Here is a 26644-nt window from a genome sequence, read left to right on the forward strand (position 1 = left end):
GGCGCGTGACACGCGTATCGCTCGGCAGGATGCGTCACGAGCTTGTCGACTGTGTGTTCCCGGGGCTGACCTGGGACGCCCGAATACGGAAGTTCCCTGGTCAGCCCCGGGTGCCCGTTCGAGGGGGCGGGCTGGTCCGTCAGACGTTCTCCCGGGGGACCTCCTCGTTCCAGGTGCGGGAGAAGACCCGTCGCCCGTCCTCGTAGCCGTCGAGCGTCGCGTCGACGTGGAAGGCGTGCGCGTCCGAGGTGAGGACGGTGCGTGTCTCGACCCGGACGTCCCAGCCGGGACGCCCGAAGCGCATCACCCAGGCCGATTCGCCGCGCACCGATCCGAAGTCCTCACCGATCCAGCTGTACTGCTCGCAGGCCCTCAGACCGGTCTCGATCCCGGTGTCCTCGTACCGCTGGAGTCCGCGGTCCTTCACGATGTCCAGCACAGACCGGTAGTCGACCAGGTCCCTGGACACGGTCCACGCCTGCTCCGGCTCGCTCAGCCGGGTGACGGCGGGGGGCGCGCAGCCCTCGGGCTCACCGAAGGGCGGCAGGACCTTGTCCTCCGGCACGTCCTCGGGCCGGACCGGCAGCGTCAGCGTGCTGCCCTTCTCGTAGACGCTGATCAGGGCCGGTGCGGGGGACGGCCAGACGAGCGGCCAGTACGAGGTCGAGAGCGACAGCCGGATGCGGTGGCCGGGCGGGAACGCCTGCGCGACGCTGTGCAGCGGCACGCGGACGCGGTATCGCCGCCCCGGTTCCAGGGCCTCCGGGGCTTCCTCGCCGTCGCGGTGGGTCAGGTTGAGCACGCCGTAGGTCACCCTGGTGGAGCGCCCGTCCGGTGCGACGTCGGACAGCCTGACGTTCAGCTGTGCGACCGGGGCGTCCGCGGACACCTCCAGTTCGGCGACGGGGGCGCCGAGGATCTCGACGCGCCCGTCGAGCGGCGCGGTCTGGAAGACCAGTGAGCCGCCGTCCTCCTCGCGCTGGTCGTAGGGCAGGTCCGGCGGGGCGTTGTACGAGGCCCACTTGCCGGCGAACTGGCCCACGGAGAGGGGTGACTGCACCGTGTGAACGCGTTCCTCCTGGTCCGCGAGCTCTTCCGGCCGGCCCAGGGTGCCGTCGCGCAGCGGGAAGACGGTCTCACCGATGTGGGGTGAGGGCCAGGACGGCTCGCCGACCCACCGCCCGGGCCGTTCCTCGTAGGAGGTGGAGGGCGGGACGCTCTCCTGCATCCACGTCCTCAGCATGGGGCCGTCCATGACGCCGTTGTCGATGCCCTTGAGCCAGTGGTCCCACCAGCGCACGACCTCCTGGAGGTACCCGATGGCCGGTCCCGGCTCGCCGAGGTGCGGGAGCTTGTGCGACCAGGGGCCGATGAGTCCCTTGCGGGGTACGTCGACACGGCTCAGGAGCCGGGTCACGGCGTTGGAGTAGCCGTCCGCCCACCCGCTGGAGGCGAGCACCGGGCAGCGCAGGGCCGAGTAGTCCTCGCTCAGGGAGGCGTGACGCCAGTAGTCGTCCCGCTGCTGGTGGCGCAGCCACTCCAGGACCCAGGGCCGGGCGGCGTCGAGCCGCTCCCGCCACATCTCCCGCCAGCGTTCACCGACCACGGCCGGATCGGGCGGGCACGTGGCGTACGCGAACATGGTGCCGGCCTCGGCCAGGTTGTCGGAGAGCATCGCGCCGCCGAGGTAGTGCATGTCGTCCGCGTACCTGTCGTCGGTGAACGACGCGATGCAGATGGCGCGCAGGCTCGGCGGCCTGCGGGCGGCCGTCTGGAGGGCGGCGAAGGCACCCCAGGAGATGCCCATCATCCCGGTGTTCCCGTCGCACCAGGGCTGTTCGGCGATCCAGGCCAGCACGGCCTCGGCATCGCGCTGCTCCAGTTCCAGGTACTCGTCCAGCAGCACGCCCTCCGACTCGCCGGTCCCCCGCACGTCGACGCGTACGCACGCGTATCCGTGCCCGGCGATGTAGGGGTGGTGGATGGCGTCGCGGGTGGAGGTGAGGTCGTTCTTGCGGTACGGGATGTACTCGAGAACGGCCGGCACGGGTTCGGCGTCCGAGGCGGTGGGACGCCAGATCCGCGCGGAGAGCTTGACCCCGTCCTCCATGGGGATCGTGACGTGCTTCTCTTCCTGGATCGCGCAGGGCAGCTGGTCGACGTAGCGCATGCCTGTGCGGCCTCCTTTCTTCGTGCGGGGCCTGACGGGTCATCCGGTCTTCGTGTCGTGGCCTCCCGGCTCCGTCTCGTCGAAGGTGAGTCCGAGGGCGGCCACGCAGCGGTCGAACTTGCGGCGCAGGTCCTCCTCGTCGTCGCCCCCGGTGAAGATGTGTGCCAGCTCGTAGCTGTAGCTGTCCTGCCCGGAGACCGTGGAGAGCTTCTGCCCCTCCTCGGGTACGACGTCGATGCGCACCCCGGGTATCTCGCGCTCGATGGCTGCGATCCGTTCCGGGGTGGGGACCTCGTGGACCTTCGCGTCGCCGAACCAGCGGTAGTACCACTTGGCGGCCAGGGCGTAGGGACCCTTGCCTCCGGTGAGGGCGGGGTCGCGGCCGAGGGCGAGGCTGATCATCCGGTGGTGGTTGGGCGCGCCGTCGACGTAGTCGAAGAGTTCGGCGTGGGACTGCGAGTGACGGGGGTTGATCTCCAGGAGACTGATGTCCTGGGTCTTCGGGTCGTAGAAGTACTCGATGCTGAAGGTGGCCGACTCCATGCCGATCTGCTCCATGGTCCGCTCGCTGACGTCGTGCAGCTTGCGGATGACCGCCGGCGGAAGGCTGCTCGGGTACTGGTGGCGCAGGAAGCAGGGGGAGGCCGGGTAGTTGATCGAGTCCAGTACGCCGTACACGGTCGCCCTGCCGTCGAGGACGTATCCCTCGACAGCCACCTGGATTCCGGTCATCGCCTCCTCGGCGAGACAGACCTGGCCGCCGACGCCCTCCATCTCCGGGGGCAGCTCCAGCAGGTCCAGCACGGAGTCGAAGGGCCTGCCGACCCGGCCGATGCCCTCGCGGATCCGGTCGACGGCCGTTCTGAACTCCGTCATGTCCGATACGCCGAAGGCCAGTTCCGAAGAGTAGGCGAGGGCCGGCTTGAGCCACATGGGGAAGCTCACGCCCTCGGGCGGCTTGGGGTCGTCCGAGTCCAGGTCCACCCGGCCGAAGGCCGGGAGCTCGTCGATGACCTTCCGCTGCTCCAGCCGGCTCCAGTACTTGTGCTCGCACTTGACCACGGATTCGAGGCTGGTCGTACGCACGCCGTACTCCTTGCCGAGCATCGGGACGAGGGTGCTCACCGGGAAGTCCCAGTAACCGACTATCGCGTCGATGCTGCCGTCGTGCGCGTCGAGAACGGCTCGGGCACGGTCCATCAGAGCGGGCACGGACACCTCGCCCTCCTGCAGTTCCTCGACGCCCAGCAGGCGGTGGAACCGGTAGGAGCCTGCATCGGGTACGGCTTCCAGCGTCGGCAGGTTGGAGTCGTCGAGACCGATGATGAAGATGTTCTTGCGCTGCCCCTGGGGCATGTGGTGGTTCCCTTCCGGTAGGAGGTGTTCCTGCACACCACAGCGCGTGCCCTCGGCATCGGCCGACATGCGGGGTGATCCTCGAACAGGGAGAGGTCCGGCCGTTCGACCCGCCTCAGCTCACTCCGCGGGTGCGGTACTGGACGCTGATCCGCGGCCCTCGGGCGCGCGCGGTCTTGGGTACGGCGTGCTGCCAGGTGCGCTGGCAGGAGCCGCCCATGACGATCAGGTCGCCGTGGCCCAGCGGCCGGCGCACGGTGTCGCCGCCGCGGCAGGGGCGGAGCAGCAGATCACGCGGGGCACCGAGGGACAGGATCGCCACCATCGTGTCCTCGTACGAGCTGCGGCCGTTCAGGTCGCCGTGCCAGGCGACGCTGTCGCGCCCGTCCCGGTAGTAGCAGAGCCCGGCCGTGGTGAAGGGCTCGCCCAGCTCGTCGGCGTAGTGGGAGGACACTGCGTCGCGGGCCTCGTCCAGGACGGGGCTCGGCAGGGCGTCCCCGGCGCGGTAGAACGAGAGCAGGCGGGGCACGTCGACCGTCCGGTCGTACATCTGACGGCGCTCGGCCCTCCAGGGAACCCCTGCCGCGAGCTCGGCGAAGAGCTCGTCGGCGCCGCTCAGCCAGCCCGGCAGGAGATCGATCCACGCCCCGTCGCCCAGGACCGTCCTGTGCAGCCCGGTGAGACGGCCCAGGTCCGGGCGGTCGGCCTGGTCGAACAGTGAACCCTGGAGATGAGAGGACATGGGGACGAGCCTACTAGGCAATAGAACAGACGTTCCCTTCAGTGGGTGGGGTCGCTCGCCTCCGGGTCGTCGTCGCCGTCCAGCTCGGGCTCCAGGCCCTCGGCCATCTCGGTCCGGCCGAGGCCGGCGTCGGCGCGCCACGCCTCGAAGGACCAGCTGGTGAGCGCCACCACGGCCAGCCCGAGCGTCCAGCCGCCGACCACGTCGCTGAACCAGTGGACGCCCAGCGCGACACGGGTGAATCCGACACCCAGGACGGAGACGACCGCCACGGCCCAGCACAGGGGGCGGAGGCCTCGCCGGACCATGGGCAGGAGCACGAGCAGCAGGACGGCGAACGAGGTCGTCGCCGCCATCGCGTGACCGGAGGGGAACGAGTAGCCGGGAGCGTGTGCCACCGGGTCGGGGAGCGACGGCCTCGCCCGCTCGACCACCGCCTTGGCCAGCAGGCCGATGAGTCCGCCGGCCACCGCGGTGACCGCCGACCAGGCGGCGAGCCTCCAGGCGCGCCGGTACAGCAGCCACAGGACGAGCACGGCGACCGCGGCGCGGAGCGTCACGGGATCCCACACCACGTCGGAGAAGAAGCGCAGGGTCCCTGTCCACGCCGGATGGTCCAGGGCGGTCCTGTTCAGCCACCGGGCGGCGCCCGCGTCGAGGCGCCGCAAGGGCAGCCACCCGCTCTCCACCAGGACGAGCAGGAGGCCGAAGACGACGGCGGCGACGGCGGCGAGCGCCGCGGAGCCGAACAGCCGGACGCCGAATCGGCGGTCGGCGTCCTTTCGCCTCCGTCGCGGGGCGGCCGGGACAGCGGGTCGGGCGGGCATTCAGGCTCCAGGGTCGGGTTGTACGGGGCCGGGCCGCTTGGCCCGCACCGCTTCCAGCTGGGCGGCGAAGGAGAGGCCGAGGAAGAGGGCGATGGAGGTCAGGTAGGCCCAGAGCAGCAGGGACATGAACGCCGTGAGCGGGCCGTAGACGGTGTCGAAGGAACCGCTGACCGCGAGGTAGAGGCTCAGCAGCCAGGTCAGCGTGGTCCAGAGCACCAGGTACACGGCGGCTCCGAAGGCCAGCCAGGTGTAGCCCGGCTGCCGGCGCCTCGGCGAGCGGCGGAAGATGGCGCTCGCCGAGAGGAGCACGAGGACCACCCCGGCGGGCCAGCGCAGCAGGTCCCAGGCGGACCGTGCGCCGGGACTCAGGTCGTACACGTCGACCACCGCGGCGACCAGGTCGCCCCCGGCCACCATCGCGATGAAACCGATGCCGAGCGGGATGCCCGCGGTCAGCGACATCACCAGACCGCGCAGGTACTTCAGATGGAAGACCCGGTCGCGCTCGACCCCGTATATGCGGTTGGCGCCGCGCTCTATCTGGCACATCGCCGTCGTGGTGTTGGTGAGGGAGAAGACCAGTCCGAACCACAGGGCCAGCTGGGCGCCGTCGTCGGCCCGCTGCCGGCTGCGGTCCAGGGCATCCTCGACCACGCCGGCGCTCGGCCCGGCCGTGATCCGGTGGATCGTCAGCTCCGCGACCCTGCCCAGGTCCTCCGTGTGCAGGGCTGTGGACAGCCCGACGAAGGCGATGACCAGCGGGACCACGGCCAGCACGGTCTGCAGGGCGAGCGCCCGGGAGTGGCTGAAGCCGTCGGCGTACCGGAAGCGGACGAAGGAGTCGCGGAGCAGCGGCCAGCGGCCGTAGCGCCGCAGGGTGACCAGTGCCTCGTCACCGGACAGCTCGCTGCCGGCCATGTCGCGGGTCTGCGGGACCCTGGTGGCGGTACCCATGTCACTCTCCTCGTGCAGGCATGAGCACGGTCAGCGCGCCGGGTCTGACCTCGGCCGTGAGGCGCCGCCCCGGGGCCACCGGGTCGCCGTCCAGCTCGCGCTGGAGCGGTGCGTCGAAGCGGATCTCCGCACGCCGGAAGGTGAAGTACTCCACGGAACGGCCGTCTCCGTCATCGCCGGCCCCGCCCCGGGGGCGGTGTCGCACCAGCGTGGCGACGGCGCTCAGCCAGCCTCCCGGGCCGCGCGGGTCGAGGATCATGAGATCGAGCAGCCCGTCGTCGGGGCGGGCGGCCGGGACGAGGACGGCCCCGCCCTGCACCCTTCCGGTGTTGGCGACGAGCACCATCCGGGCGCTGCGGCGCAGGGGGCGTGCCCCGTCGATGGCGACCGTCAGGCGCATGCGGGGGGTACGCAGCTCCCGCAGACCCGCCATGACGTAGGCGGGCCAGCCCACGAGGGCCTTCGCGCGGTCGCTGGTGCCCTCCAGCATCGCCGCGTCGAGACCGGCTCCGGACATCACCGTGAAATGTGCGGGCGCCATGTCGTCGCCCTCGATCCGGCCGAGGTCGATGCGGTGCGGGGCGCCGCGCAGCGCGACCGCCAGGGCATCCGCCGGCTTCACCGGAAGACCCAGGTTGCGGGCGAGGAGGTTGCCCGTGCCGCAGGGCACCACCGCGAGCGGTATGCCCGTGCCCGCCAGTGCATCCGCGGCGGCGCGGACCGTCCCGTCGCCGCCGCAGACCACGACGAGCGAGGCCCCCTCCCGTACGGCGCGCTGCGTCTGCCCCTCCCCCGGGTCGTCTGCCGTGGTCGGCACGAACTCCGCCCCGTGGTGTCCGTGGTCCTCCAGGACCCGCCGCAGGTCGGCGCAGGCGGTCTCGTCGGTGACGGTGGGATTGAAGACCACCGCGGTGCGGCCGGCCACCAGGGGCGTCGTCCCCTCCGGGGCCGTCGCGAGAGCCGGGGCGGCGGCGGGCACATGGGGGCCCGTCAGCAGCGCGCGGCCGACGATCAGCAGGGACAGCCCGCCGTTGAGCAGGCCTCCGGCGACGTCCGTCGGGTGGTGCATCCCCCGGTACGCCCGGGCGAGCCCCACCAGCAGCGGCAGGAGCAGCAGGAGCACCGCCACGACTCTGCGCCACGGGCCCTTCGCCCGGTGCAGGACCAGGACCGCGAGGCCGGCGTAGAGGGCCGTCGCCGCACCGGTGTGTCCGGAGGTGTAGCTGGACGTGGGGGGCGAGGCGTCGAGCCGGTCGACGTCCGGCCGGGTGCGGTCCACCGCCTCGGTGATGACAAGGAAGACAAGGGACTGGAGCGACACGGCGACCGAGAGGAAGAGCGCGTCCCGCCACCGGGGAAGCCGGGGCACCAGGAGCAGGGCCAGGCAGGCGAGGAGGGTGCCGACGACGACCGTGACCGTGTTGCCCGCCTCGGACACGATCAGGGAAACCGTGTCGAGGGTGCCGGTGCGGGCCCGCTCCAGGGCCTCGTTGACCTCGTCCTCCGAGGTCAACGGCCATGCCCGGGCCGCCGGGCCGGTGAGCAGGAGCCCGACCCCCACCATCAGGGCGGCCTGGCAGACCGCCATCGAGGCGATGATCCCCACCGCCCGGCCCATGCCGCCGGCGGTCTCCGGGGTGCCGTCCGAGCGTTTCCGGTCGGCACGGAACCGCAGCGACGGTACGCGCTCACCGGGATGCGGCGGCATGGCGGGGGCCTGCCCGCCGGTGGGGGCTGTACGTCTACCGGGTAGGTCGGTCGGCATGGCGTTCCCGTCGTTCGGTGTCCCTCGGGCTACGAGTGGAGCCGGGGCTGTCCCCCGGCGTTTCGCCGTCTTCCCCCTCTTCGCCCCTCCAGACCTGCCACCGGCGCCGGTCCTCTCCCCTCCGGTGCGGGCGGGGCCTCTCCCGGTCGCAGCGACCGGTGATCGGCCATAAGCTGCCGGGGCCGACGAGGATGACCGCAACCGGCCTGACCAGGCCTTCCACTCCGCCTCGCGGTCGGACCTCGCGCATCTGGGCGGACGGGCCGCCGGGAGAACCGCAGTACTGACCCGCTCCCGCGTGGGCAGGAGAGCGGCGAAGCCGCACGAGCCCCGTACGGGCGACGGCGGACACGGCATACCTCAAGGGAAGGAGCGCCCGATGCCGGACGAAGGACGCGGTGACGACGTCTACCAGCCGGACGGTTCGGACACGGACAACCGGCCGGCGGACGACCTCGACCCGGAGAACGTGATCGACGAACCGGACCTCGACGACATGATGGACACGGGGTACTCCCCGCCGGAGAAGCCCCTGGGCGTGTCGAAGTACGGCACGACCGGCGAGGAGCAGCGGGAGGGCGAGTCCCTCGACGGGCGTCTCGCGCAGGAGGTGCCCGAGGCGGACCCCCTGACGGACGGGGCGGACGACGAGCCGGAGGACAACGGCCCGGAGGAGGACGACGCCGGGGACGAGCGCGCCGGCCGTGTGGCCGCGGCAGACGAGGAACCCGGCAGCCCTGTGCGCAACAACCGGGTCCTGGGACGGGACGTCGGCATCGACGGGGGCGCGGCCTCCGCCGAGGAGGCGGCGGTCCACATCCAGGACGACGACGGGACCTGATCCGCCCGGCACGGCCGCGACGGGTGACCCCGGCGCCACGCGTCGGAGGTGGAGCCGGGCTGTTCCGGTGACCGCCTCCGCGTCGTCGGCGCGCGGACCGTCGTGTCGATGACACACGGCCCGGCCGTCCGGGTCCCGCTCCGGGACCCGGACGGCCGGGCCGGCGCATGTCCGGGGCTCCCCGTACGCCACGCGCACCGGCGCCGTCCCCCGTGCCCTCGCGACGGGAAGCCCGCGGGGTGCGGGCACGGACACGCGTCCGGCCGGCGTCTCGTCCCCTGCTCCCGCACGCGGACGTCCGTGTCCGGCCGGGCGCCGCCGTGCGTCCCCGGCCCTCCTATGCGCCTCGCTCGCCGCCTATGCGTCCTGCCTCCCGATGCATGGCACGGCCGGCCCGGAGACGGTTCAACTGAACCCCGAGAACCCGGAACCGGTCGATGCACATCACCCACACGGGAGGCGTCCGATGACAACACCTCTGGCCGACTACGCGCAGTTCGCCGGAAAGCGGATCGCGATCGTCGAGCACATGCAGAACCATCCCTTCGTCCTGGGCCTGAAGCAGGCGCAGGAACACGGCCTCGAAGTGTGGCTGCTGACGGGTGACCGGTCCTGGTACACCCATGGGCACGACTGGGAGACCCACCCGCTGGCCATAGTGGACCGGGTGGTCGACGTCGACACCACCGACCTCGACGCGGTCCTCGCCGTCATCACCGGCGAGGACGGGGCACCCCTGGTCGACGGCATCACGTCGTTCTCCGACTACCACACCGAGCTCGCGGCACTGGCCGCCGGCCGCCTCGGGCTGCCCGGCCCCGACCCTGCCGCCGTGCGGACGGCCAACATCAAGGACCACCTGCGGATCGCCCTCGGCGACCAGCCGTTCAACATCCCTCACGTCCTGGTCGGTCACCGGGGCCAGTTGGAGGAGGCGGCCCGGCGGCTCGGCTTCCCCATGATCGCCAAGCCCCCCGCCGAGGCGATCAGTTACGGGGTGCGCAGGGTCGACGACATGGCCGGGCTCGTCGAGGCGTGGGAGGAGCTCTCCGCCGTCCGGCACAGCCTGCGCGGGCAGCCGCGCAGTGGCGACGTGCTGCTGGAGCAGTACGTCGAGGGCGTGGAGGTCAGTGTCGAGACGATGACCGTGGACGGGCACACCCATGTCTTCGGCGTCACCTCCAAGGACCTCTTCGGAGACCCCCTGTACATCGAGTGCGGGCACACCTTCCCCGTACCGCTGCCCGACGACGAGCGTGACGAGCTGTACCACGTGGTCCGCACCACGCTGGAGATGATCGGCTACCGGCACGGCCCCTGCCACACCGAGGTCAGGCGCACCGAGTCCGGCTGGCGGATCATCGAGGCCAACCCCCGTACCCCGTCGAGCTGCATGACCATGCTGGTCACCGACGTCACCGGCCGCAGCCCCATCCTGGACGCCTGGCTGCTCACCATCGGGGTCACCCCGCCGATCGAGCCGGTCGTCCACCGCGGCGGCGCCGCCGTCCGCATGATCTACCCGGCCCGGCGCGGGACGCTGTCCCGCATCGACGGGCTGGAGGCCGCCGAGGCCGTGGAGAACGTCCAGGTGCTGCTGCACGTGGAGAAGGGCGACCACCTGCTCCAGCGCATGGACAACTCCTCCTGCGTGGGCTTCACCTACTGCAACGGCCCCGACCGGGTCGCCGCCCAGGAGCTCGCGGACAAGGCCGCCGCCCTGCTGGACTTCGTCGTCGAGGAAGACCTCCGGTGAGCCCGTATACCGAGGGCGAGGACGCCGTGCGGGCGGTCGCGGACGCGGCCGGGCTGGAGGCGGCCGGCTGGGACTCGCTGCTGGGGGCGGAGGACTTCTTCCAGACCCCCCGGTGGCTGACCGTGCAGGAGCACAACTCCGGTACGGCGATGGACTTCCTGGTACGCGAGCGGGCCGGCACCCCGGTCGCCGGGCTGGTGACCGCCTGGGCCGACACCTCCGTGGCCTGGCTGCTCGCCCGGCCGGACGCGATGCTGAAGCGCGCCCTGCAGCAGGAGGTTCCCGAGGCGGCCGCCGTGCTGCGCGATGTCGCCGGGGGCGATCCGGACAGCCTGCTGCCGTCGCTCGTCTGCGGCGGGCGGCACCTCGGCCGCACCCGGGTGCTCGCCTCCCCGGACGCCACCGAGGACGACCTCGCGGCCCTGCTGGAGAGGGCGGAGGCGATGGCGGCGGACCGCGGAGCGGCCACCGTCTGCTTCCCGCACGTGGACGTGCGCGACACCTTCCTGGTCGCCCTGCTGGAGAGCCGCGGCTATCACCACCACCCGTCCGACCACTACGCCTGGCTGGACATCCCGCCGGGTGGTTTCGAGCAGTTCGTCGAGGAGATGAGCGCCCACCGCCGCCGTCGGGTGCGCCTGGAACGCCGGGCGCTCGCGGAGGCCGGCGTCGAGGTGCGCGTCGAACCGCTCACCCAGGCACTCGCCCCCCGCCTCGGGCAGCTCGACGCCAACCTCCTGCGCAAGTACGGGAATCCGGCCAGCGACGAGGGCTCAGCCCGCATGATCGGCCGGATCGCCGAGATCATGGGCGACGACGTCCTGGTCTCCGTGGCCCGGCAGCGCGGGACCGTGATCGGCTTCGGCATGGTGCTGCGGTCGCGGGCCCGCGGGGAGGAGCAGTGGTACGGCCACCGCGCCGGGTTCGACTACGAGGCCCAGGGCAAGCTGCCGCTCTACTACGACGTCCTCTACTACGAGGTGCTGGACGCCGCCGCGAAGGAGGGCGCCACCGTCCTGCACGCGGGGATCGGCAGCGTCGAGGCCAAGCTGGCACGCGGCTGCGCGGTCAGCGAGCAGCGCTCCTACCTGCTGCCGCTGTCCCGTGCCGGAGACACCGCGGGCACGCCCGCCGACGACCGGGAGACGACCACACCATGAGTCCCGCCACCGGCTCCCAGGAGGACGGCGGCTGGAACGCCGCCGTCGGAGCGCGTGTCCATCCCTCGGACCGGCGCGGGGGGACCCTGCGCCTGGTCTCCTCCGCCGACGTCGACTCCCTCGACCCCGCGCGGACCTACTACGTCTGGGTGTGGCTGCTGCAACGGCTGCTGAACCGCACCTTGATGGCCTATCCCACCGATCCGGGGCCGGCCGGCCTGGTGCCCGTGCCCGACCTCGCCGAGGCACCGGGCGTGGCGAGCGACGGCAACCGGACCTGGACCTACCGGCTCCGTGAGGGCGTCCGCTTCGACGACGGCACCCCGGTGACGTCGGCGGACGTACGGTACGCCGTGCAGCGCATCTTCGCCCAGGACGTGCTCCCCGGCGGCCCGACGTACCTGGTGCCGCTGCTGGACGATCCGGACCACCCGTACGCCGGGCCCTACCGGGACGGTGTCGACGGGCTGCCCGCCGTGCTCACCCCGGACCCGCGCACGATCGTCTTCCGGCTGCGGACCCCGTTCTCCGACTTCGACCATCTGATGGCCCAGCCCTGCGTCTCCCCCGTACCCCGGCACGCCGACACCGGGGCCCGGTACGGCGAGGACCCGCGCTGCACCGGGCCCTACCGGGTCGCCGAGCACCGGCCGGGCGGCCGGCTCCTGCTGGAACGCAACCCGTACTGGGACCGGGCGACCGACCCGGTGCGGCCGGCGCTCCCGGACCTCGTGGACGTCACCATCGGGCTCGGCCTCGACGACATGGACGAGCGCCTGACCGCTGGGGATTTCGACATCAACCTGGAGGGCCGCGGCCTCCAGCACGCGGCGCAGGCACGCCTGGCGGACGACCCGGTGCTGCGCTCGCGCACCGACAACCCGAAGACGAGCTTCCTGCACTTCGTCTCGCTCCAGCCGCACGTCCCGCCCTTCGACAACGTGCACGTGCGGCGGGCCGTGCACTACGCGGCCGACAAGATCCTGCTCCAGGAGGCCCGCGGTGGCCCGGTCACCGGAGGCGACCTGACCACCGCGCTGTTCCCTCCGAAGCTCCCCGCGCACCAGCCGCTCGACCGGTACCCGACCGGACCCGATCTGCGCGGTGACCTCGACGCCGCCCGTGCGGAGCTCCGGGCCGCCGGACTGCCCGACGGCTTCGACGCCGTCATCGGCACCCAGCGCGGCAAGTTCAGACTGGTCGCCGACGCGGTCGTGGAGTCCCTCGCCCGGGTCGGCATCCGGCTGACCGTCAAGGAACTCGACGTAGCGACGTACTTCAGTCAGGGCGCGGGATCGCCCGAGACGATCCGCAAGCACGGGCTCGGTCTGATCGTCACCGACTGGGGCGCCGACTTCCCCACCGAGTACGGCTTCCTGGCCCCTCTGGTGGACGGCCGGCTGATCCGCCCCGGCGGCGGCAATTGGAACATCGCCGAGCTCGACGACCCGAAGGTCAACGAACTGATCGACACGGGGCTGCACACCGCCGACCCGGCTGCCCGTGCCGAGCTGTGGCGCGAGGTGGAGCGCCGGGTCATGGACCACGCGGTCATCCTCCCGCTGGTCCACGACAAGACCCTGCACTACCGGGGCCCCCGCGCCACCAACGTGTACGTCCACCCCGCCTTCGGCCTGTACGACATCCAGGCCATGGGCGTCACCGATACCCGCACCGACCGGGAGAACGACACCGTATGAACTACGCAGCAGCGGACCTCCGCTTCGTCCCGCTGGACGCCGGCGACACGGCCACCCTAGACGCCTGGATGCGGCTGACCACGGGCAGCGCGGAGGACGTCCCGCTGTCCGCAGCCCCGCCCTGTGCTGCGGATCTGGCCGGCTCGGTGCTCTTCGCACCGCCGGACACCGCTCTGGCGGGCGAGGTCGCCTTCCTGGACGGGCAGGCGGTCGGCGCGGTCCGGCTCGTGCTTCCCGACGGGGCACCGGTCGCCGTGGTCGACCAGCTGCTGACCGCACCGAAGGAGCGCCGCCAGGGAGTCGGGGGCGCCCTGTTCCGGCGTGCCGGCGCGCTGGCCGGGAGACACGGCCGCACCCTGCTGGTGGGAGATGTGGTCGAGGCACTGCCCGGCGGGCCGGTACGGCACGAGGGTCCGGCCGCGTTCGCCGCCGCGCTGGGCGCCACCCGGTCCGAGGGCCCCGAGGGGGTCCGCCAGTGGCTCGACCTGGACCGGCACGACCCGTCGGCCGGCGGCGTCCCCCGAGTGCCGTCCGGCTACCGGCTCCAGCGCTGGGGAACCGTCACACCCGACGAGTTCGCGATCGGCGTGTCCGAGCTCGGCCAGTCGTTGGGCGAGAGCCTGCCGGAGACCTGGGGGCAGGGGCCCGAAGCGGTCCGCACCAGTCATGTGCGGCGCTACGAGCGGATGCGGGTCGGCCGTGGGCGGCGCGCCTACCACGTGGGCGCCGTCCACGAGGAGACCGGTGAACTCGCCGGTTTCACCAGCGCGTCCAAGACGACCGGCAACCCGCGGCACCTGCTCCAGGGGATGACGGTGGTGGCCGGGGGCCACCGCGGTCACGGCCTGGGACTGCTGCTCAAGCTCGCGAACCTCGCCCATGTGCGGGAGTACGAGCCCCGGGTACGGCTGATCGAGACGGCCAACGCCGACGACAACCACCCGATGATCGCCCTCAACCGGGCGATGGGCTTCGTCCCTCAGGAGCGCTTGGTCTCCTGGGAGGCGCCGGTCGCACCGGCGGGCTGACCGCCGGGCGGCCGGTGCGTTCCCGCAGGAAGCCCGGAAGCCAGCCCGTGCCGAGCAGGACCCCGGCGACCACCGCGATCCCGCCGCCCACCGCCCATCCGGTGGGCCGCTCGTCCAGCGCCAGCCACGCGCCGGCCATCCCGACCACCGGCACCAGCATCGAGAACGGCGCCACCACACCCGCCGGGTAGCGCTTGAGCAGCGCTGTCCAGATCCCCGAGCCCACGACGCTGCCCAGCACCGCGATGTAGACGAGCGCGACCAGGCTCGGCCAGCCGTCGGGGCCGAACGCCGCTCCCAGCGCCCTCCAACCCGTGCCCGGGCCCTCCATCACGGCCGACAGCGCGAGCAGCGGCACCGGCGGGACCACCGCCATCCACAGGGCGAAGCGCAGCGGGTACTCGGGCTTCGCCTGCCGGCTGGCCAGGTTGCCGAACGCCCAGCCGAGCGCGGCCAGCACGGTCAGCACCAGGGGCAGCAGGGGCGCCGTACGCGCCCGGTCCACCGCGATCACGGCCATGCCCAGCACCGCCAGCCCGATCCCGGCCAGCTGCCGCCCGGTGACCCGCTCGCGCAGCAGCAGCGCCCCCAGAAGCACGGTGAACGGCGCCGACGCCTGCACCACCACGGATGCCAGTCCCGACGGCATGCCCTGCTCGATGGCGAGGAAGAGCAGCGCGAACTGGGCTACGCCGAAGCCCAGTCCGTAGCCGAGCAGCCAGCGCAGCGGCACCCCCGGGCGCGGCACGAACAGGACCACCGGCACGGCGAGCACCAGATAGCGCAGCGCCGCCAGGAAGAAGGGCGGGAAGTGGTCGAGGCCGACCCGCACCGCGAGGAAGTTCAGTCCCCAGAGCACGGCCACCAGGACGGCCAGCATCCGGTCCCGGGCGGTCACCGGGAGGTACCGGAGAGCAGACCGGACTCGATGACCCGGCCGCCCATCCCTCGCAGGAACTGCCCGTCACCGATGAGTTTCTGGTCGTCGGCGCACTGCTGGAGCACCAGTGTGCAGCGGGCTCCGTCGGGGTCCTCCAGCAGCCAGCAGAACATCATCACCCCGGGGCACGAGCCCCCCTTGAACACCGCGCGGGGCCAGCGGTCGGTGTCGATCGGGACGCCCGGGTACGCCGTCAGGATGCCGTCGACGGCTCCGCTCGCGTCCTCTGCCCCGTCCTCGGCCAGCGCGCCCAGCACCCGCGCCACGTCCCAGGCGCTCATGTGCCAGTCCAGGCCCAGGTGGTGAACGGCCGGTCCGAGATCGGAGCCCCGTACGGTCATCGGGCCGGTGATCCGCTCCAGCAGACGCCTGCGGCCCGCTTCGTCCGCGGCCACCCACTCGGCCCGCACCTCGGGTGCGCCCCAGCCGATCTCGAAGAGCTCATGGCTCGTCAAGAAGGGTCGTAGCAAGGACGGGTCGCTGTGCCCGCCCTGCACGACGGCCCGCTCCACCGCGTCCCTGCCCAGCAGGTCCTGGATCAGGTCGGCAGCGGTGTTGTCGCTCATCGCGATCATCTTGTACGCCGTCTCGCGCACCGGGACCCGGGCTCCGTCCGGCAGTTCCTGCATGTCCCCGGTGGGCAGGCTGCGCAGGGCCGGCGTGATCGTCACCTCGTCGTCCCACCGGACGGTTCCGGCGGCCACGGCCTCCGCCAGCGCCCGCATCAGATACAGCTTGTACGAGGAGCCGTTGGGCATCGGCCGGTCGGCGTCCTTGGAGTACAGCGTCCTGGTCACCCCGCGCTCCTCCCGGGTCACCAGCGCCGACCAGGTCACCCCCGGCTGCTCCAGAGCCCGGGCCAGGTCGTCCCAGCCGGTCACCGGCGGCGTGACCATCTCGGGGCCCAGGTGCAGCACGCGTATCAGTCCGGTGGAGTCGAGCGTCAGCGACAGGGTGGAGCGGGCCCCCGCGGGGCCCTCCAGGGTGACCCACGACTTGTGGGCCACCGGCTGGTAGTCGGTGACGGTGAACGGGCCGAGGCCGCGCCACTGTTGGGCCGTCGCGGCGAAGCCCTGCGGATGCCGGGCGAGGAAGACGGGGACGAAGACCCCGGACAGGTCCTCCTCCCGGGGCTCCTCGGGGGCGGTGAGCAGCTCCACCGCCCAGCGGGTGCGGCTCCCGAGCGGGGTGCTGTCCGCGTCGAGCGCGGACTGGGCGTCCGGACGGCCGGAGGCGTCGGAACCGGGCAGATCGATCATCATCGCTCCTCGACGGCCGTTGCCGACCGGTGGTCTCAGTCCTCGGTGACAGTGATGGCCGTGCAGGGGCAGAGCTCGGCGCACAGCCGTACCGTCCCGTGCAGTTCGGGCGGCGGTTCGGCCATGAGCAGGACCACGATGCCGCTGTCCGGGTCCTGGTCGAAGACCTGCGGCTCCGTCGCCGCGCACCGGCCCATCGCGCAGCAGGCGTCCGTGTCCACGGCCACGGTCAGCCGTCCGGAGCTCACCAGGTCACCGGCAGCGCGCCGAGCCCGTAGCTGGACACCTCGTGCCGGAAGTCCAGTTCGCCGAACGGCACGGCGAGCCGGGCGCCGGGCATCCAGCGCAGTACGCCGGCGAGCATCTCCTCCAGCTCCACCTTCGCCAGCCACTGGCCGAGGCACTGGTGGATGCCGTGGCCGAAGGCCAGGTGGCGGCGGGCGTCCCGGCCGGGGTCCAGGGCATCGGGGGCGGGGAAGACCGACTCGTCGCGGTTGCCGGCCGAGAGCGACACGACGACACCCTCACCCGCCCGGATCGTCACGTCGCCGAGCTCCACGTCCTCCGTCGCCGCGCGGGCGAGACCGTTCTGCACGATGGAGTGGTAGCGCAGCAGTTCCTCCACCGCCTTCGGCAGCAGCTCGGGATCCTTGGCCAGTGTGTCGGCCAGCCCCTGGTCGGTGACCAGGCTCAGCAGGCTGAGGCTGGCCTGGCTGGTCGTCGTCCCGTGTCCGGCGACCAGCAGCAGCCGGCACATCGGGACCATCTCCTCGACGGTCAGGTTTCCCGTGCGCACCTGGTCGACGACGAGGCGGCTCAGCAGGTCGTCACCGGGCTCGGGCATCGCCATGCGCTCCTCGACCACGTCACGGAGCAGGCCGTCCAGCTCGTCGCGGGCGGCGGCGACCTGTGCGGGCGGGTAGCCGCGGTCGATGAGGATTCCGGCACGGTTCTCGATCAGCTCGCGCTGCTCGTCGGACACCCCGAAGAGCAGGGCGATCACCCGGGAGGGAACGGGGATCGTCAGCCCGCGCACCAGGTCCACCGGGCGCTCGCCCCTGGTCAGCTCACCGAGCATCTCGTCCAGGTGCTGCCGCAGCACGGGCCGCATCGCTTCGGCCCTGCCGTGCAGGAAGTCCCGGGTGAGCATGGACCGCAGCCGCGAGTGGTCGGGGTCGTCCATGCGGATGAAGGAGGCGGTGTGGGGCTTGTCCCGCACGAGGGGGGACGTGGTCGTCATCATCGGGAATCCGGGCGCGCTGGTCACCGCGGTGAACCTGCGGTCCCCGAGCACCGCGCGGACGTGAGCGTGTGCCGTCACCAGCCACACCTGGCTCCCGTCCCACATCGTGATGCGGCTCGCGGCAGGGCCGGACCTCAGCAGGGCGAGCGGAGGCGGTGGATCGATCGGGGAGACGCGCTCCATCGGGTAGGACGGCGCGGCCGTCACCTTCGGAGATGCTGCGTCCTGCGTCATGGGGTCCCACCTATCGCTGCACGGGCATGCCGACGTGAAGTAGCGGCCCCATCCTCACCGCCCGCGTCACGGCCTCCCCCCGGCGCGGCCCGACCCGCATAACCAGCCGTGAACGCACATAACAACGGCCGCCGGAGGCCGTTCACCGGATGTCCGCCCGGCTGCTACGGTCGGCGCGCCGTACCGTAGGACGCTTTCCGGCCGGATCCCCGCTTCGGCCCAACCCCCCGGGAACGAGGACCACATGAGTTCATCCCTGCAGGGAAAAATCGCACTCGTCACAGGTGCGAGTTCCGGAATCGGCCGGGCCACCGCACACGCCCTCGCCGCGGCCGGGGCCTCGGTCGCCCTCGCCGCCCGCCGCGCGGACCGCCTCGAAGAGCTGCGCGGCGAGCTGGAATCGAAGGGCGCCACCGTCCAGGTGCTCGACCTGGACGTCACGGACGAGCAGGCGGTGGCCGCTGCTGTGCGCTCCACCGTCGACACGCTCGGACGGCTCGACATCCTGGTGAACAACGCCGGGCTGATGCTGCTGGGGCCGGTGGAGGACGCCGACACCACCGACTGGACCCGGATGATGGACACCAACGTCATGGGCCTGATGTACATGACCCACGCGGCCCTGCCGGAACTGATCAGGAACCAGGGCACGATCGTCCAGATCTCGTCCATCGCCGCCCGGGTCGTCGGACGGGGCAGCGCCGTCTACAACGCCAGCAAGTTCGCCGTCAACGGCTTCAGCGAGGGGCTGCGCCAGGAGGTCACCGAGCGCGGGGTGCGGGTGGTGGTCATCGAACCGGGGACCGTGGAGACCGAGCTGCGCGACCACATCACGCACGCCCCGTCCAAGGCGGCGATCACCGAACGCGTCGCCAAAATACGTCAGTTGCAGAGCGAGGACATCGCCGACGCGGTCCTGTACGCCGTCACCGCACCCCCGCACGCCACGGTCAACGAGATCTTCATCCGCCCCACCGACCAGGCCTGAACCACGTTCCGTCCCGGCGGGCACCGCAGTGCGCGGTGCCCGCCGTCGTGCTGCCCGGGGGCGCACGGGGGCGAGAGGAGGGAGAGGAGCGGGAGAAGAGAACGCCTGCCTAACGTGAGCCGCAACAGGCCGTCACAGGTGAAGAAGAGGCGTCATCCATAACCGTAAGGAAGCCGTCCGTGCCCTCTGCGATACACGTGCCCTCCGTTCCCGACCGGTTGACGCGACTGCCCTTCTCGCGTCCGGATCTACGGCTGCTGGACGCGATCGGACAGTGCGGTGACCTCGCCGAAGCAGCCCGCAGGGCGGGACTGAGAGCCCCGGCCGCCCGGCGCCGGCTCGACCGGCTGGACCAGGCCACGGGGGTGCGGCTGACCCTGCTCGGCGCCTCCCCCGCCGCGCGGCTGAGCCCGGACGGCGCCCGGGTGCTCGTCGCCGGGCGGCGGTTCTTCCGGCAGGTCGACCAGGCCGTGCAGACCGAGATCTACGGACGCGGCGCCGAGGCCCTGAACGCGCCCCGCATCCTGAACATCGCCACCGCCGAACCGCTGATGGAGGACCTGGTCGAGGACGCGGCCGACACCCTGGGGATCCTCCTGTCGGTCAGCCACGACACACCTCTCCAGGTGCTCCGGCAGCTCGACGGGTACAGGGTGGACGCCGCGCACACCTGGGGCCTCGACACCCTCTCGCACGCGGTCGACCGCACCGTACGCACGTACGACGTCCTGGACGACCCGCTCTGGGTGACGCTGCCCGTCGGGCATCCGCTGGCGGGCCGTGCCGCGGTCTCCCTCGCCGATCTGCGCGAGGAGAACTGGGTCTCGGAAGCCGGGCCCCGGGGGGAGGTCCTGGTGAGCCGGGTCTACCAGTCGGCCGGTCTCACCCCGCCCGCCCGGATCCAGGTCACCGGGGCGTCGGTGGCGCGGGGGATGCTGCGGCGCGGTGACGCCATCGGACTCGGCTCCCCCGCCTGCCCCGCCGTGTTCGCCCCCTCGCTGGTGCGCCGCTCACTGGTGGAGCGGCCCCGGCGTGCCGCGGGGCTCCTGGTCGATCCCGCCGTCGTCCCCGGCGCCCTGGCCCAGCAACTGGCCGCGCTGCTCACGGCCCGCTGCCTGAGCAGGTTCACCGAGCACCACGGCGAGATGCTCCACGATCCGTGGTGGGCCGACTGGCTGCACGGGCAGCGGGCGGGGCTGGAGCGCCGTAACGCCGCCGCGCTCAGCCTCCAGGCCCCGCCGGCGTTGCCCGACGAGTCGGTACAGGTCGACGTGGAGGACCTCCATCTGCTGCGCGCGGTGGCCGACCACGGCAGCATCAACCGGGCCGCGGCCGTCCTCTCCATCAGTCAGTCGGCTCTCACCCGGCGCATCCACCGACTGGAACTCCGCCTGGGAGCACGTCTGTTGCTGCGGAGTTCACGCGGCACGGATCTCACCGCGCCGACCCGGCAGTTCCTGGCCCGGCTGTCCGCCTTCGAGGCGGAACTCCACGCGGTGGGCCTCACGGGTTCGGGGGACGCCGCGCCCCCCGCGGAGCAGGGCGGCGGTACGCCGCGCCGCGCGGGCCGGCCCCCGCGGGGCGGCGCGCCACGGCCGGGACGGGCGCCCGAACGCGGCGCGGTGCGGCCGGTCGTCGCCGGCCGGAGCTGACGGCGCCGGGGCAGCCGGCGGGTGCGCCCGCCGGCTGCCCCGGCCCCGGATCGGGCCCGCCCCGCGTCAGCGAGCGCCCAGCGCCACGTAGTCGTACATCCCGAAGGACCCCGTGACGAACACGTTCCGGGCGTCCGGGTGGCGGTAGAGCAGCGAGCGCGGATAGAGGTAGGGCACGATCACGGCGTGGTCCATGGTCAGCCGGTCGATGCGGTGCCAGATGGCCGCGCGCTCCGCGAGGTCGCCGCTGACGGCACCCCGGTCGAGCAGCCCGTTGATCTCCGGGTCGTCCAGCTCGCCCATGTTCTGGTTGCCGCGCTCCTTGATCGCTCGCCCGTCGACGATCTGCTGGAAGAAGCCGTAGCCGTCGGGGAAGTCGGCCCCCCACCCGAACATGATGATCCCGATGCCGTGCTCGCGCAGGTATTCGGGACTGCCGCCGTAGCGGTCGAAGTAGTCACCGGACGGGAAGTCCAGCACCTCGGCCTCGATGCCGACGCGTGCCAGTCCGGCCGACAGCGCCTCGGCCGCCCGGTACTCCTTGAGGCGGTCCTTGCGGGCCGCGATCTTCGTGCGGAATCCGTCCGGCATGCCGGCCAGGGCCAGTTCGGCGCGGGCCGCCTCCAGGTCCCCGGTGCCGTCCTCACCGACCGGGTAGCGGTCGAACGGCTGGTAGCCGTCGATGGTCGGCGGGAGGATGGTGGTGGCGATGTCACCGCCGACGGGTCCTCCGTACGCCGCCTGCATGGCCGCCTTGTCCGTGGCGAACTGCACCGCGCGGCGGCAGTGGACGTTGTCGAACGGGGTGATCCGGCTGGACAGGCAGTAGATCCAGGTGAATCCGGTCAGGGGGTTGTCGGCGTTGGCCCGCAGCTCGGGGTCGGCCAGGATGCGTTCCTGAGCCGCGGGCTGCACCCCGAAGCCCGCGAGGTCGATGTGCGCCTCGCCGGAGAGCAGCATCTGGTCCACCTCGTGCGGGTCCTTGCCCAGGTGGACCTCGATGCGCTCGGCACGCTGCCGGCGTACGGGGTCGGTCGCCGGGTCCCAGTGCGGGTTGCGCTCCAGGACGACGAGCTTGCCGCGCTCGTAGGACTCGACACGGTACGGGCCGGTCGCCACCGGGCCGAGCCGGTAGCCGATGCCGGTGTCGCGGTCCTTCGGGACCGGTGTGGTGCTCGGCATGGTGGCGAGCAGGTCCATGCCGGCGAAGGGCTCGGTCAGCCTCAGCACCAGGGTGCGGTCGTCGGGGGTCTCCACGGTGACCGGGCCGTCCACCTCCGGCTCGCGCCAGGGTCCGCCGTATTCGGTGCCCAGCAGGTGACGGAAGTAGGTGGGGCCGACGCCCAGCACGTCCGTACCGTAGTTGCTCCTGGCGATCGCGTACTTGACGTCCGCCGCGACGACGGGGGTGCCGTCCTCGTAGAGCAGCCCGGGACGCAGCCGGTACGTCCAGGTCCGCCCGCCGTCCGAGGCCTCACCGAGCGACTCGGCCAGGTCCGGCACCAGCCGCTGGCCGGCCTTGCCGGGAGCGGTGTCGAAGGTGACGAGGGTCCGGCCGACCAGGCGCAGGAAGTTCCAGGTGTAGGCGTAGTACGTGTTGCCCGGGTCGAGCGAGTCGAAGTCGTCGGTGCGTACGAGGCGGAGCGTCCCGCCCAGTGTGTCGGTCGGGGCGACCACGCCGCCGACGGCGGCGTCGAAGCCGGTGGTGCCCGACTGTCCGGTCTCCATGTCCCAGCCCTTCTCGCGGTGATTTCCGCGCCATTCTGCGGGGATGAGGGGGCTCGCGGACGGGACACGGGAGGCGGGCGCATAGCCGACGGCGGGTCGGTATAGCGGAAGAGAGGGGTGAGAGGGAGTGAAGAGTCCCGGCTGATTTGCTCGCGTCCCCCCACGCGCGAAGCGGACGCCCGCTTTCCCCCACGCGCGACACGGGTGTCCGTACGAGAGGCGAGAAGACCATGCCCCGAAGAAGGAAATGGCATATACCTGTCATTACCGTCGCCGCCACCGCCCTACTGGCGGGCTACCCGTCGGTGTCGATGGCCAAAACCCCCACCCCACCCCCGGGCGCCGCCCAGGGGTGGTCCCAGAAGGACCAGGCGGACGCCGCGAAGCCCGGCCCCGCCGAGCTCCCCGAGGCCGTGCCCGCCGGTGACCGCGCGAAGGTGCTCGGCTCCGGCTACCGCACCTCCGGCGACCTGGCCTGGACCACCTCCGGCGACGCCACAGGTTTCCACGTCATGGTCGCCGCCGCCGAGGACGGGTACCGCTGGCGGACCGCGGCCACCCTGTCCGAGCCCGGTTTCGACACCGACACCTGGATCGGCAACGCCTGCCTCACCGCCTCCGGCAAGCGCGCCGCCGTCACCTACGCGCCCCGGACCTTCACCAACAAGCCCGCGCTGCTGACCCGCGGGGCCTTCACCGCCGTCGTCGACCTCACGACCGGCGCGGTCACCAAGCTTCCCGTCCAGTCCAGCCTGAGCTACTTCTCACCCGGCTGCGGCACCACGGAGAAGGCGGTCTTCTCGCAGTTCTCCGACGACGATTCGGAGCGGAACGAGACCCGCCTCGTCGGCGTCGACACCGCGAGCGGCAAGGCGGCGAAGCCGCTGAAGCTGCCCGGCCAGGTCACCTCCGCCGTCCCCCTCGGTGACGACGGCTACGCCGCCGCGCAGGGCGCGCGTCTGGTCAAGGTCGCCTCCTCCGGCACCGTGCGTGTCGCCGCCCGCACCAGCGCCGTCCCCTTCCAGCTCACGGCCGCCTCGGACGGCTCCGTCGTCTACATCGACAGGCCCGGCACCACCGCCGGGGCCGCGAAGACCGCCGACGAGCGGGCCGAGGTCCGGCGCGCACCGGCCGCGATCCTCGCTGCCGCCAAGGCTTCGGGCACCACCCAGCGCCTGGCCACCGGCGCTCTCACCGACTTCGACCTGGCCCGCTCCGCCCGTACCGGCACGGTGTACGTCACCGGTGAGGCCAAGGCCGCCGCCGACCTGCCCGGGTCCGTGCGCATGCCCGCGGGAGTGGCCAAGGACGCCGTCCTCTCCACGAAGGGCGAAGCCGCGGTCACCACCGCGTGGGCCGACGGCAAGGACTCGCGGATCTCCCCGCAGGAGGCCGCCTCGGCACGGACCGCCCGGACCGAGATGAAGGTCCTGGACACCGGGCGCACCGTCACCCTGGACTCCCTGCCCGGCACGACGGTCGGCTCGACCGCGAAGACCGCGGCCGGACTCGCCACCTCCCCCGCGCTCACGTCCGGCACCGGTGCGGCGGCCCCGAAGCTCGCCGCCGCCTCCCCGACCAACCCGGTCGAGGACGAGCGCTACTGCTCGGTCCCGCGCGGTGACGTCAAGAAGCAGGCCTTCCAGCCCACCCCGCGCCAGGTCGAGTGGGCCGTGGACCAGGCCGTGGTCGGGAAGCTGAACGCGCACGTCTCCCGCGCCGCCAACTGGAAGAACACCGGGATGTCGGCCTACCAGCCGCAGTCCCTCTTCCCCCTCAAGACCATGGCGGGCGACCCCAACGGATCCCCTGACGCCGCCGACGAGTACCACATCCCCGCGCAGGTGATGCTGGGCGTCACGGCCCAGGAATCCAACATGTGGCAGGCCACACGCTTCGCCGTGCCGGGTGTCACCGCCAACACGCTCATCGGCAACTACTACGGCATCAGCCACGGCTCGGACGGCCAGACCCCGGACCCGTGGGCCATCAACTGGGCCTCCGCCGACTGCGGTTACGGCATCGTGCAGGTGACCGACGGCATGCGCAAGGCCGGGCGCGAGAAGCCCGGTGAGACCGCGCTCTCCGTGCAGAAGCAGGAGGCCGTGGCCCTCGACTACACCGCCAACATCGCGGCGGGCGTCAACATCCTCGTGGACAAGTGGAACCAGACGTACAGCGCCGGAATGACCGTCAACGACGGCGGACCGGGGTACATCGAGAACTGGTTCTTCGCGCTCTGGGCGTACAACACCGGCTTCTACCCGCAGTCCACCGCCGGATCGCACGGCGGCCACTGGGGTGTCGGCTACACCAACAACCCGGCGAACGCGATCTGGAAGGCCAACCGCACGCCGTTCCTGGAGAGCGCCGCCGGCTCCGACGACTACTCGCACGCCGCGCACCCGCAGGACTGGCCCTACCAGGAGAAGGTGATCGGCTGGGCCGCTCGCCCCATCTCCGCGATGTTCGCCCCCGGCGACTACCAGCCCGGGTACCGCGCCGCCTGGTGGACCGCCACCGACCAGCGGACGCGGGCCAAGCCCCCCGTCGGGCAGTTCTGCGACAGCTCCAACAACTGCGACCCGAGCAAGATCAAGGAGGGTGACACCGACACCAACGGGGCGTGCCAGCTCAACAACCCGGCCGACGAGTACTACCTGCACTGCTGGTGGAACAAGAAGTCCAGCTGGAAGAGCTGTGCGGGCGGCGCCTGCGGATACGCCCTGCACCGCTTCGACGCCACCTATCCGGAACAGCCGGACGGCAACGCCTACCCGCCCCGGTGCTCCAGCGGCCTGCCCTCCGGGACGTACGTCATCGACGACGTGGCCTCCGGCGTCACACCGACCGGTTCCTCGGCTCGAAGTTGCGGCGCGACGACCTCGCCCGGCACCTTCGGCTTCACCTTCACCGCGGACGGAGCGAACTACCCGGGCAAGATCGACACCCATCAGATCGGGGCCGGATACGGCAATCACTTCTGGTTCGGGCACACCAGGAACCAGTCGACCGCCGAGGGCGCCCGGATGAAGACCACCGGCACCTGGACCCTCACCAACGGCATGACCGGCTGGGCCCGGGTCTGGGTGCACCTCCCCGACCACGGAGCTCACACCCGGCAGGCCTCGTACACCATCTCGGGGACCAACAGCACCAGCCCGGTGCGCGTGACGCCGCAGCGCGTCGGGGAGAACAAGTGGGTCTCCCTCGGAGTGTTCCAGTTCACCTCCACCCCGAAGATCGCGCTCTCCACGCACGCGGCAGACGGCAGCGGGTCCGAGGACGTCGCCTGGGACGCGGCGGGCTTCCAGCCGCTGTCGGCCAAGCCCAAGGACATGGTGGTCGCCTTGGGCGACTCCTACTCCTCGGGTGAGGGTGCCTCGGCCGCCGGCGGCGTCGACTACTACAAGGAGACCAACTACCGCGACACCAGCAACCCGTCGACCCGCAACGCCTGCCACCGCTCGACCAAGGCGTGGTCCCGCCAGGCCACGATCCCGGGACGCTCGGCATCCGTGGGCTCGATGGACGACAGCCGGTCCGCTGCCATGGACTACCACCTGATCGCCTGCTCCGGCGCTCGTACGTACAACATCGCCGACGTCGGCGAGAACGGGGAGCTGCCGCAGCTCTCCAAGGGATACCTCGACCAGAACACCACGCTGGTGACCGTGTCCATCGGCGGCAACGACGCCCGGTTCGCCTACATCATCCAGAAGTGCATCTTCGGCGGCATCGGCTGGCCGACGCTGTGCCAGAACCAGACGTTCGACGACGACGACGCCCACACGGACGACGCCGCCTACCAGGGGCTCACCGTCGGAGTCGCGGCAGAGCGCCTGGCGAAGGAGCGGGTGCGGCCCGCCATCGTCACAGCGCTGAAGAAGATCCAGGCCAAGGCTCCCAACGCCAAGATCGTCCTGATGGGCTACCCCCCGCTGCTGGAGAGGTCGGGCCAGTGCATCCCCGGCGTCGGCACCGAGGAGGCGCCCTGGCTGAACAGCATGGCCAGCACTCTCGCCACCGAGATGCAGGGCGCGGTGAACGACGCCAAGGCCGCCGGAACCAAGGCCTGGTACTCCAACCCCGCCCAGAACTTCGCGGGCAAGGCAGTCTGCGGTGACCCCGAGCAGGTCAACGGCATCGTCCTGGACCTCGTCGAGAGCGACGAGCCCCAGATCGACTGGCCGATCCTGCAACTCGGGGCCTCGGCGCAGTCCTTCCACCCGAAGGTCGGAGGAGCCCGGCTGTACGCGGACTCCCTGGAACGGACGATGCAGGGCATGGGTCTCTGACCC

The 26644-nt window shown here is 71.9% G+C and carries 19 protein-coding genes; 8 read left to right on the plus strand and 11 right to left on the minus strand.

Translation table 11 applies throughout. The features are described from left to right. Positions 1-139 precede the first annotated feature (139 nt). From ACFUNE_RS24845 to ACFUNE_RS24870, 6 genes are all read right to left on the minus strand, one after another. On the minus strand, positions 140-2170 hold the full coding sequence (locus ACFUNE_RS24845; RefSeq protein WP_383572106.1) for a CocE/NonD family hydrolase: 2031 nt from the start codon (positions 2168-2170) through the stop codon (positions 140-142). A gap of 39 nt (positions 2171-2209) precedes the next feature. Continuing rightward, positions 2210-3526, minus strand: a complete 1317-nt coding sequence (locus ACFUNE_RS24850; protein WP_383572109.1) for an acetyl-CoA carboxylase biotin carboxylase subunit family protein — start codon at positions 3524-3526, stop codon at positions 2210-2212. A gap of 115 nt (positions 3527-3641) precedes the next feature. After that, the gene (locus ACFUNE_RS24855) at positions 3642-4268 is read right to left on the minus strand and encodes an alpha-ketoglutarate-dependent dioxygenase AlkB (protein WP_383572112.1); all 627 of its coding nucleotides are present in this window, start codon (positions 4266-4268) and stop codon (positions 3642-3644) included. A gap of 38 nt (positions 4269-4306) precedes the next feature. Further along, the gene (locus ACFUNE_RS24860) at positions 4307-5095 is read right to left on the minus strand and encodes a phosphatase PAP2 family protein (RefSeq protein WP_383572114.1); all 789 of its coding nucleotides are present in this window, start codon (positions 5093-5095) and stop codon (positions 4307-4309) included. Further along, a complete protein-coding gene (locus tag ACFUNE_RS24865; protein WP_383572117.1) occupies positions 5096-6049 on the minus strand; it encodes a YihY/virulence factor BrkB family protein in 954 nt (317 codons plus the stop codon). Between the two features lies 1 nt (position 6050). Beyond that, entirely contained in the window at positions 6051-7814 is a 1764-nt protein-coding gene (locus tag ACFUNE_RS24870; RefSeq protein ID WP_383572120.1) for a diacylglycerol kinase family protein, read from the minus strand. Positions 7815-8193: 379 nt separating this feature from the next. On the opposite strand from ACFUNE_RS24870, the gene ACFUNE_RS24875 reads away from it, so the two are divergent. From ACFUNE_RS24875 to ACFUNE_RS24895, 5 genes are all read left to right on the plus strand, one after another. Continuing rightward, positions 8194-8655, plus strand: coding sequence for a DUF5709 domain-containing protein (locus ACFUNE_RS24875; protein ID WP_383572123.1), 462 nt, complete (start codon positions 8194-8196; stop codon positions 8653-8655). A 466-nt stretch (positions 8656-9121) separates the two neighbouring features. Next, positions 9122-10411 carry an ATP-grasp domain-containing protein gene (locus ACFUNE_RS24880; RefSeq protein WP_383572125.1) on the plus strand — a complete coding sequence of 430 codons (1290 nt, stop codon included), beginning with the start codon at positions 9122-9124 and terminating at the stop codon, positions 10409-10411. Next, positions 10408-11571: a GNAT family N-acetyltransferase gene (locus ACFUNE_RS24885; RefSeq protein ID WP_383572128.1), complete on the plus strand. Its 1164-nt coding sequence runs from the start codon at positions 10408-10410 to the stop codon at positions 11569-11571. Before ACFUNE_RS24880 ends, ACFUNE_RS24885 begins: the two co-directional genes overlap by 4 nt. Continuing rightward, on the plus strand, positions 11568-13271 hold the full coding sequence (locus ACFUNE_RS24890; RefSeq protein WP_383572131.1) for an ABC transporter substrate-binding protein: 1704 nt from the start codon (positions 11568-11570) through the stop codon (positions 13269-13271). Before ACFUNE_RS24885 ends, ACFUNE_RS24890 begins: the two co-directional genes overlap by 4 nt. Next, positions 13268-14299 (plus strand): GNAT family N-acetyltransferase, encoded by a 1032-nt coding sequence (locus ACFUNE_RS24895; RefSeq protein WP_383572135.1) that lies wholly within the window; start codon positions 13268-13270, stop codon positions 14297-14299. The genes ACFUNE_RS24890 and ACFUNE_RS24895 overlap by 4 nt, the downstream gene beginning before the upstream one ends. On the opposite strand, the gene ACFUNE_RS24900 is transcribed toward ACFUNE_RS24895, so the two are convergent. From ACFUNE_RS24900 to ACFUNE_RS24915, 4 genes are read right to left on the minus strand one after another with little or no spacing between them, the layout of a single operon-like run. Then, positions 14226-15197, minus strand: coding sequence for an EamA family transporter (locus tag ACFUNE_RS24900; RefSeq protein ID WP_383572138.1), 972 nt, complete (start codon positions 15195-15197; stop codon positions 14226-14228). The genes ACFUNE_RS24895 and ACFUNE_RS24900 overlap by 74 nt on opposite strands. Continuing rightward, positions 15194-16498, minus strand: a complete 1305-nt coding sequence (locus ACFUNE_RS24905) for a Cpe/LpqF family protein (RefSeq protein ID WP_383572141.1) — start codon at positions 16496-16498, stop codon at positions 15194-15196. The genes ACFUNE_RS24900 and ACFUNE_RS24905 overlap by 4 nt, the downstream gene beginning before the upstream one ends. A 35-nt stretch (positions 16499-16533) precedes the next feature. Further along, positions 16534-16746 (minus strand): ferredoxin, encoded by a 213-nt coding sequence (locus tag ACFUNE_RS24910; RefSeq protein ID WP_383572144.1) that lies wholly within the window; start codon positions 16744-16746, stop codon positions 16534-16536. After that, positions 16743-17975 carry a cytochrome P450 gene (locus tag ACFUNE_RS24915; protein ID WP_383572147.1) on the minus strand — a complete coding sequence of 411 codons (1233 nt, stop codon included), beginning with the start codon at positions 17973-17975 and terminating at the stop codon, positions 16743-16745. The genes ACFUNE_RS24910 and ACFUNE_RS24915 overlap by 4 nt, the downstream gene beginning before the upstream one ends. A gap of 244 nt (positions 17976-18219) precedes the next feature. Here ACFUNE_RS24915 and ACFUNE_RS24920 point away from each other — a divergent pair, with 244 nt between their 5' ends. Both ACFUNE_RS24920 and ACFUNE_RS24925 read left to right on the plus strand, forming a co-directional pair. Further along, on the plus strand, positions 18220-18963 hold the full coding sequence (locus ACFUNE_RS24920) for an SDR family oxidoreductase (RefSeq protein ID WP_383572151.1): 744 nt from the start codon (positions 18220-18222) through the stop codon (positions 18961-18963). Between the two features lie 179 nt (positions 18964-19142). After that, the gene (locus ACFUNE_RS24925) at positions 19143-20615 is read left to right on the plus strand and encodes a LysR family transcriptional regulator (protein ID WP_383572154.1); all 1473 of its coding nucleotides are present in this window, start codon (positions 19143-19145) and stop codon (positions 20613-20615) included. A gap of 66 nt (positions 20616-20681) precedes the next feature. Here ACFUNE_RS24925 and ACFUNE_RS24930 read toward each other — a convergent pair whose 3' ends face one another. Beyond that, on the minus strand, positions 20682-22343 hold the full coding sequence (locus ACFUNE_RS24930) for an ABC transporter substrate-binding protein (RefSeq protein WP_383572157.1): 1662 nt from the start codon (positions 22341-22343) through the stop codon (positions 20682-20684). 311 nt (positions 22344-22654) lie between these two features. Between ACFUNE_RS24930 and ACFUNE_RS24935 the strand changes: the two genes are divergently transcribed. Continuing rightward, positions 22655-26641, plus strand: a complete 3987-nt coding sequence (locus tag ACFUNE_RS24935) for a NocE (RefSeq protein ID WP_383572160.1) — start codon at positions 22655-22657, stop codon at positions 26639-26641. Positions 26642-26644: the final 3 nt, after the last annotated feature.

It is taken from the genome of Streptomyces sp. NPDC057287 (assembly GCF_042667905.1).
In the GTDB taxonomy this organism is placed as follows: domain Bacteria; phylum Actinomycetota; class Actinomycetes; order Streptomycetales; family Streptomycetaceae; genus Streptomyces.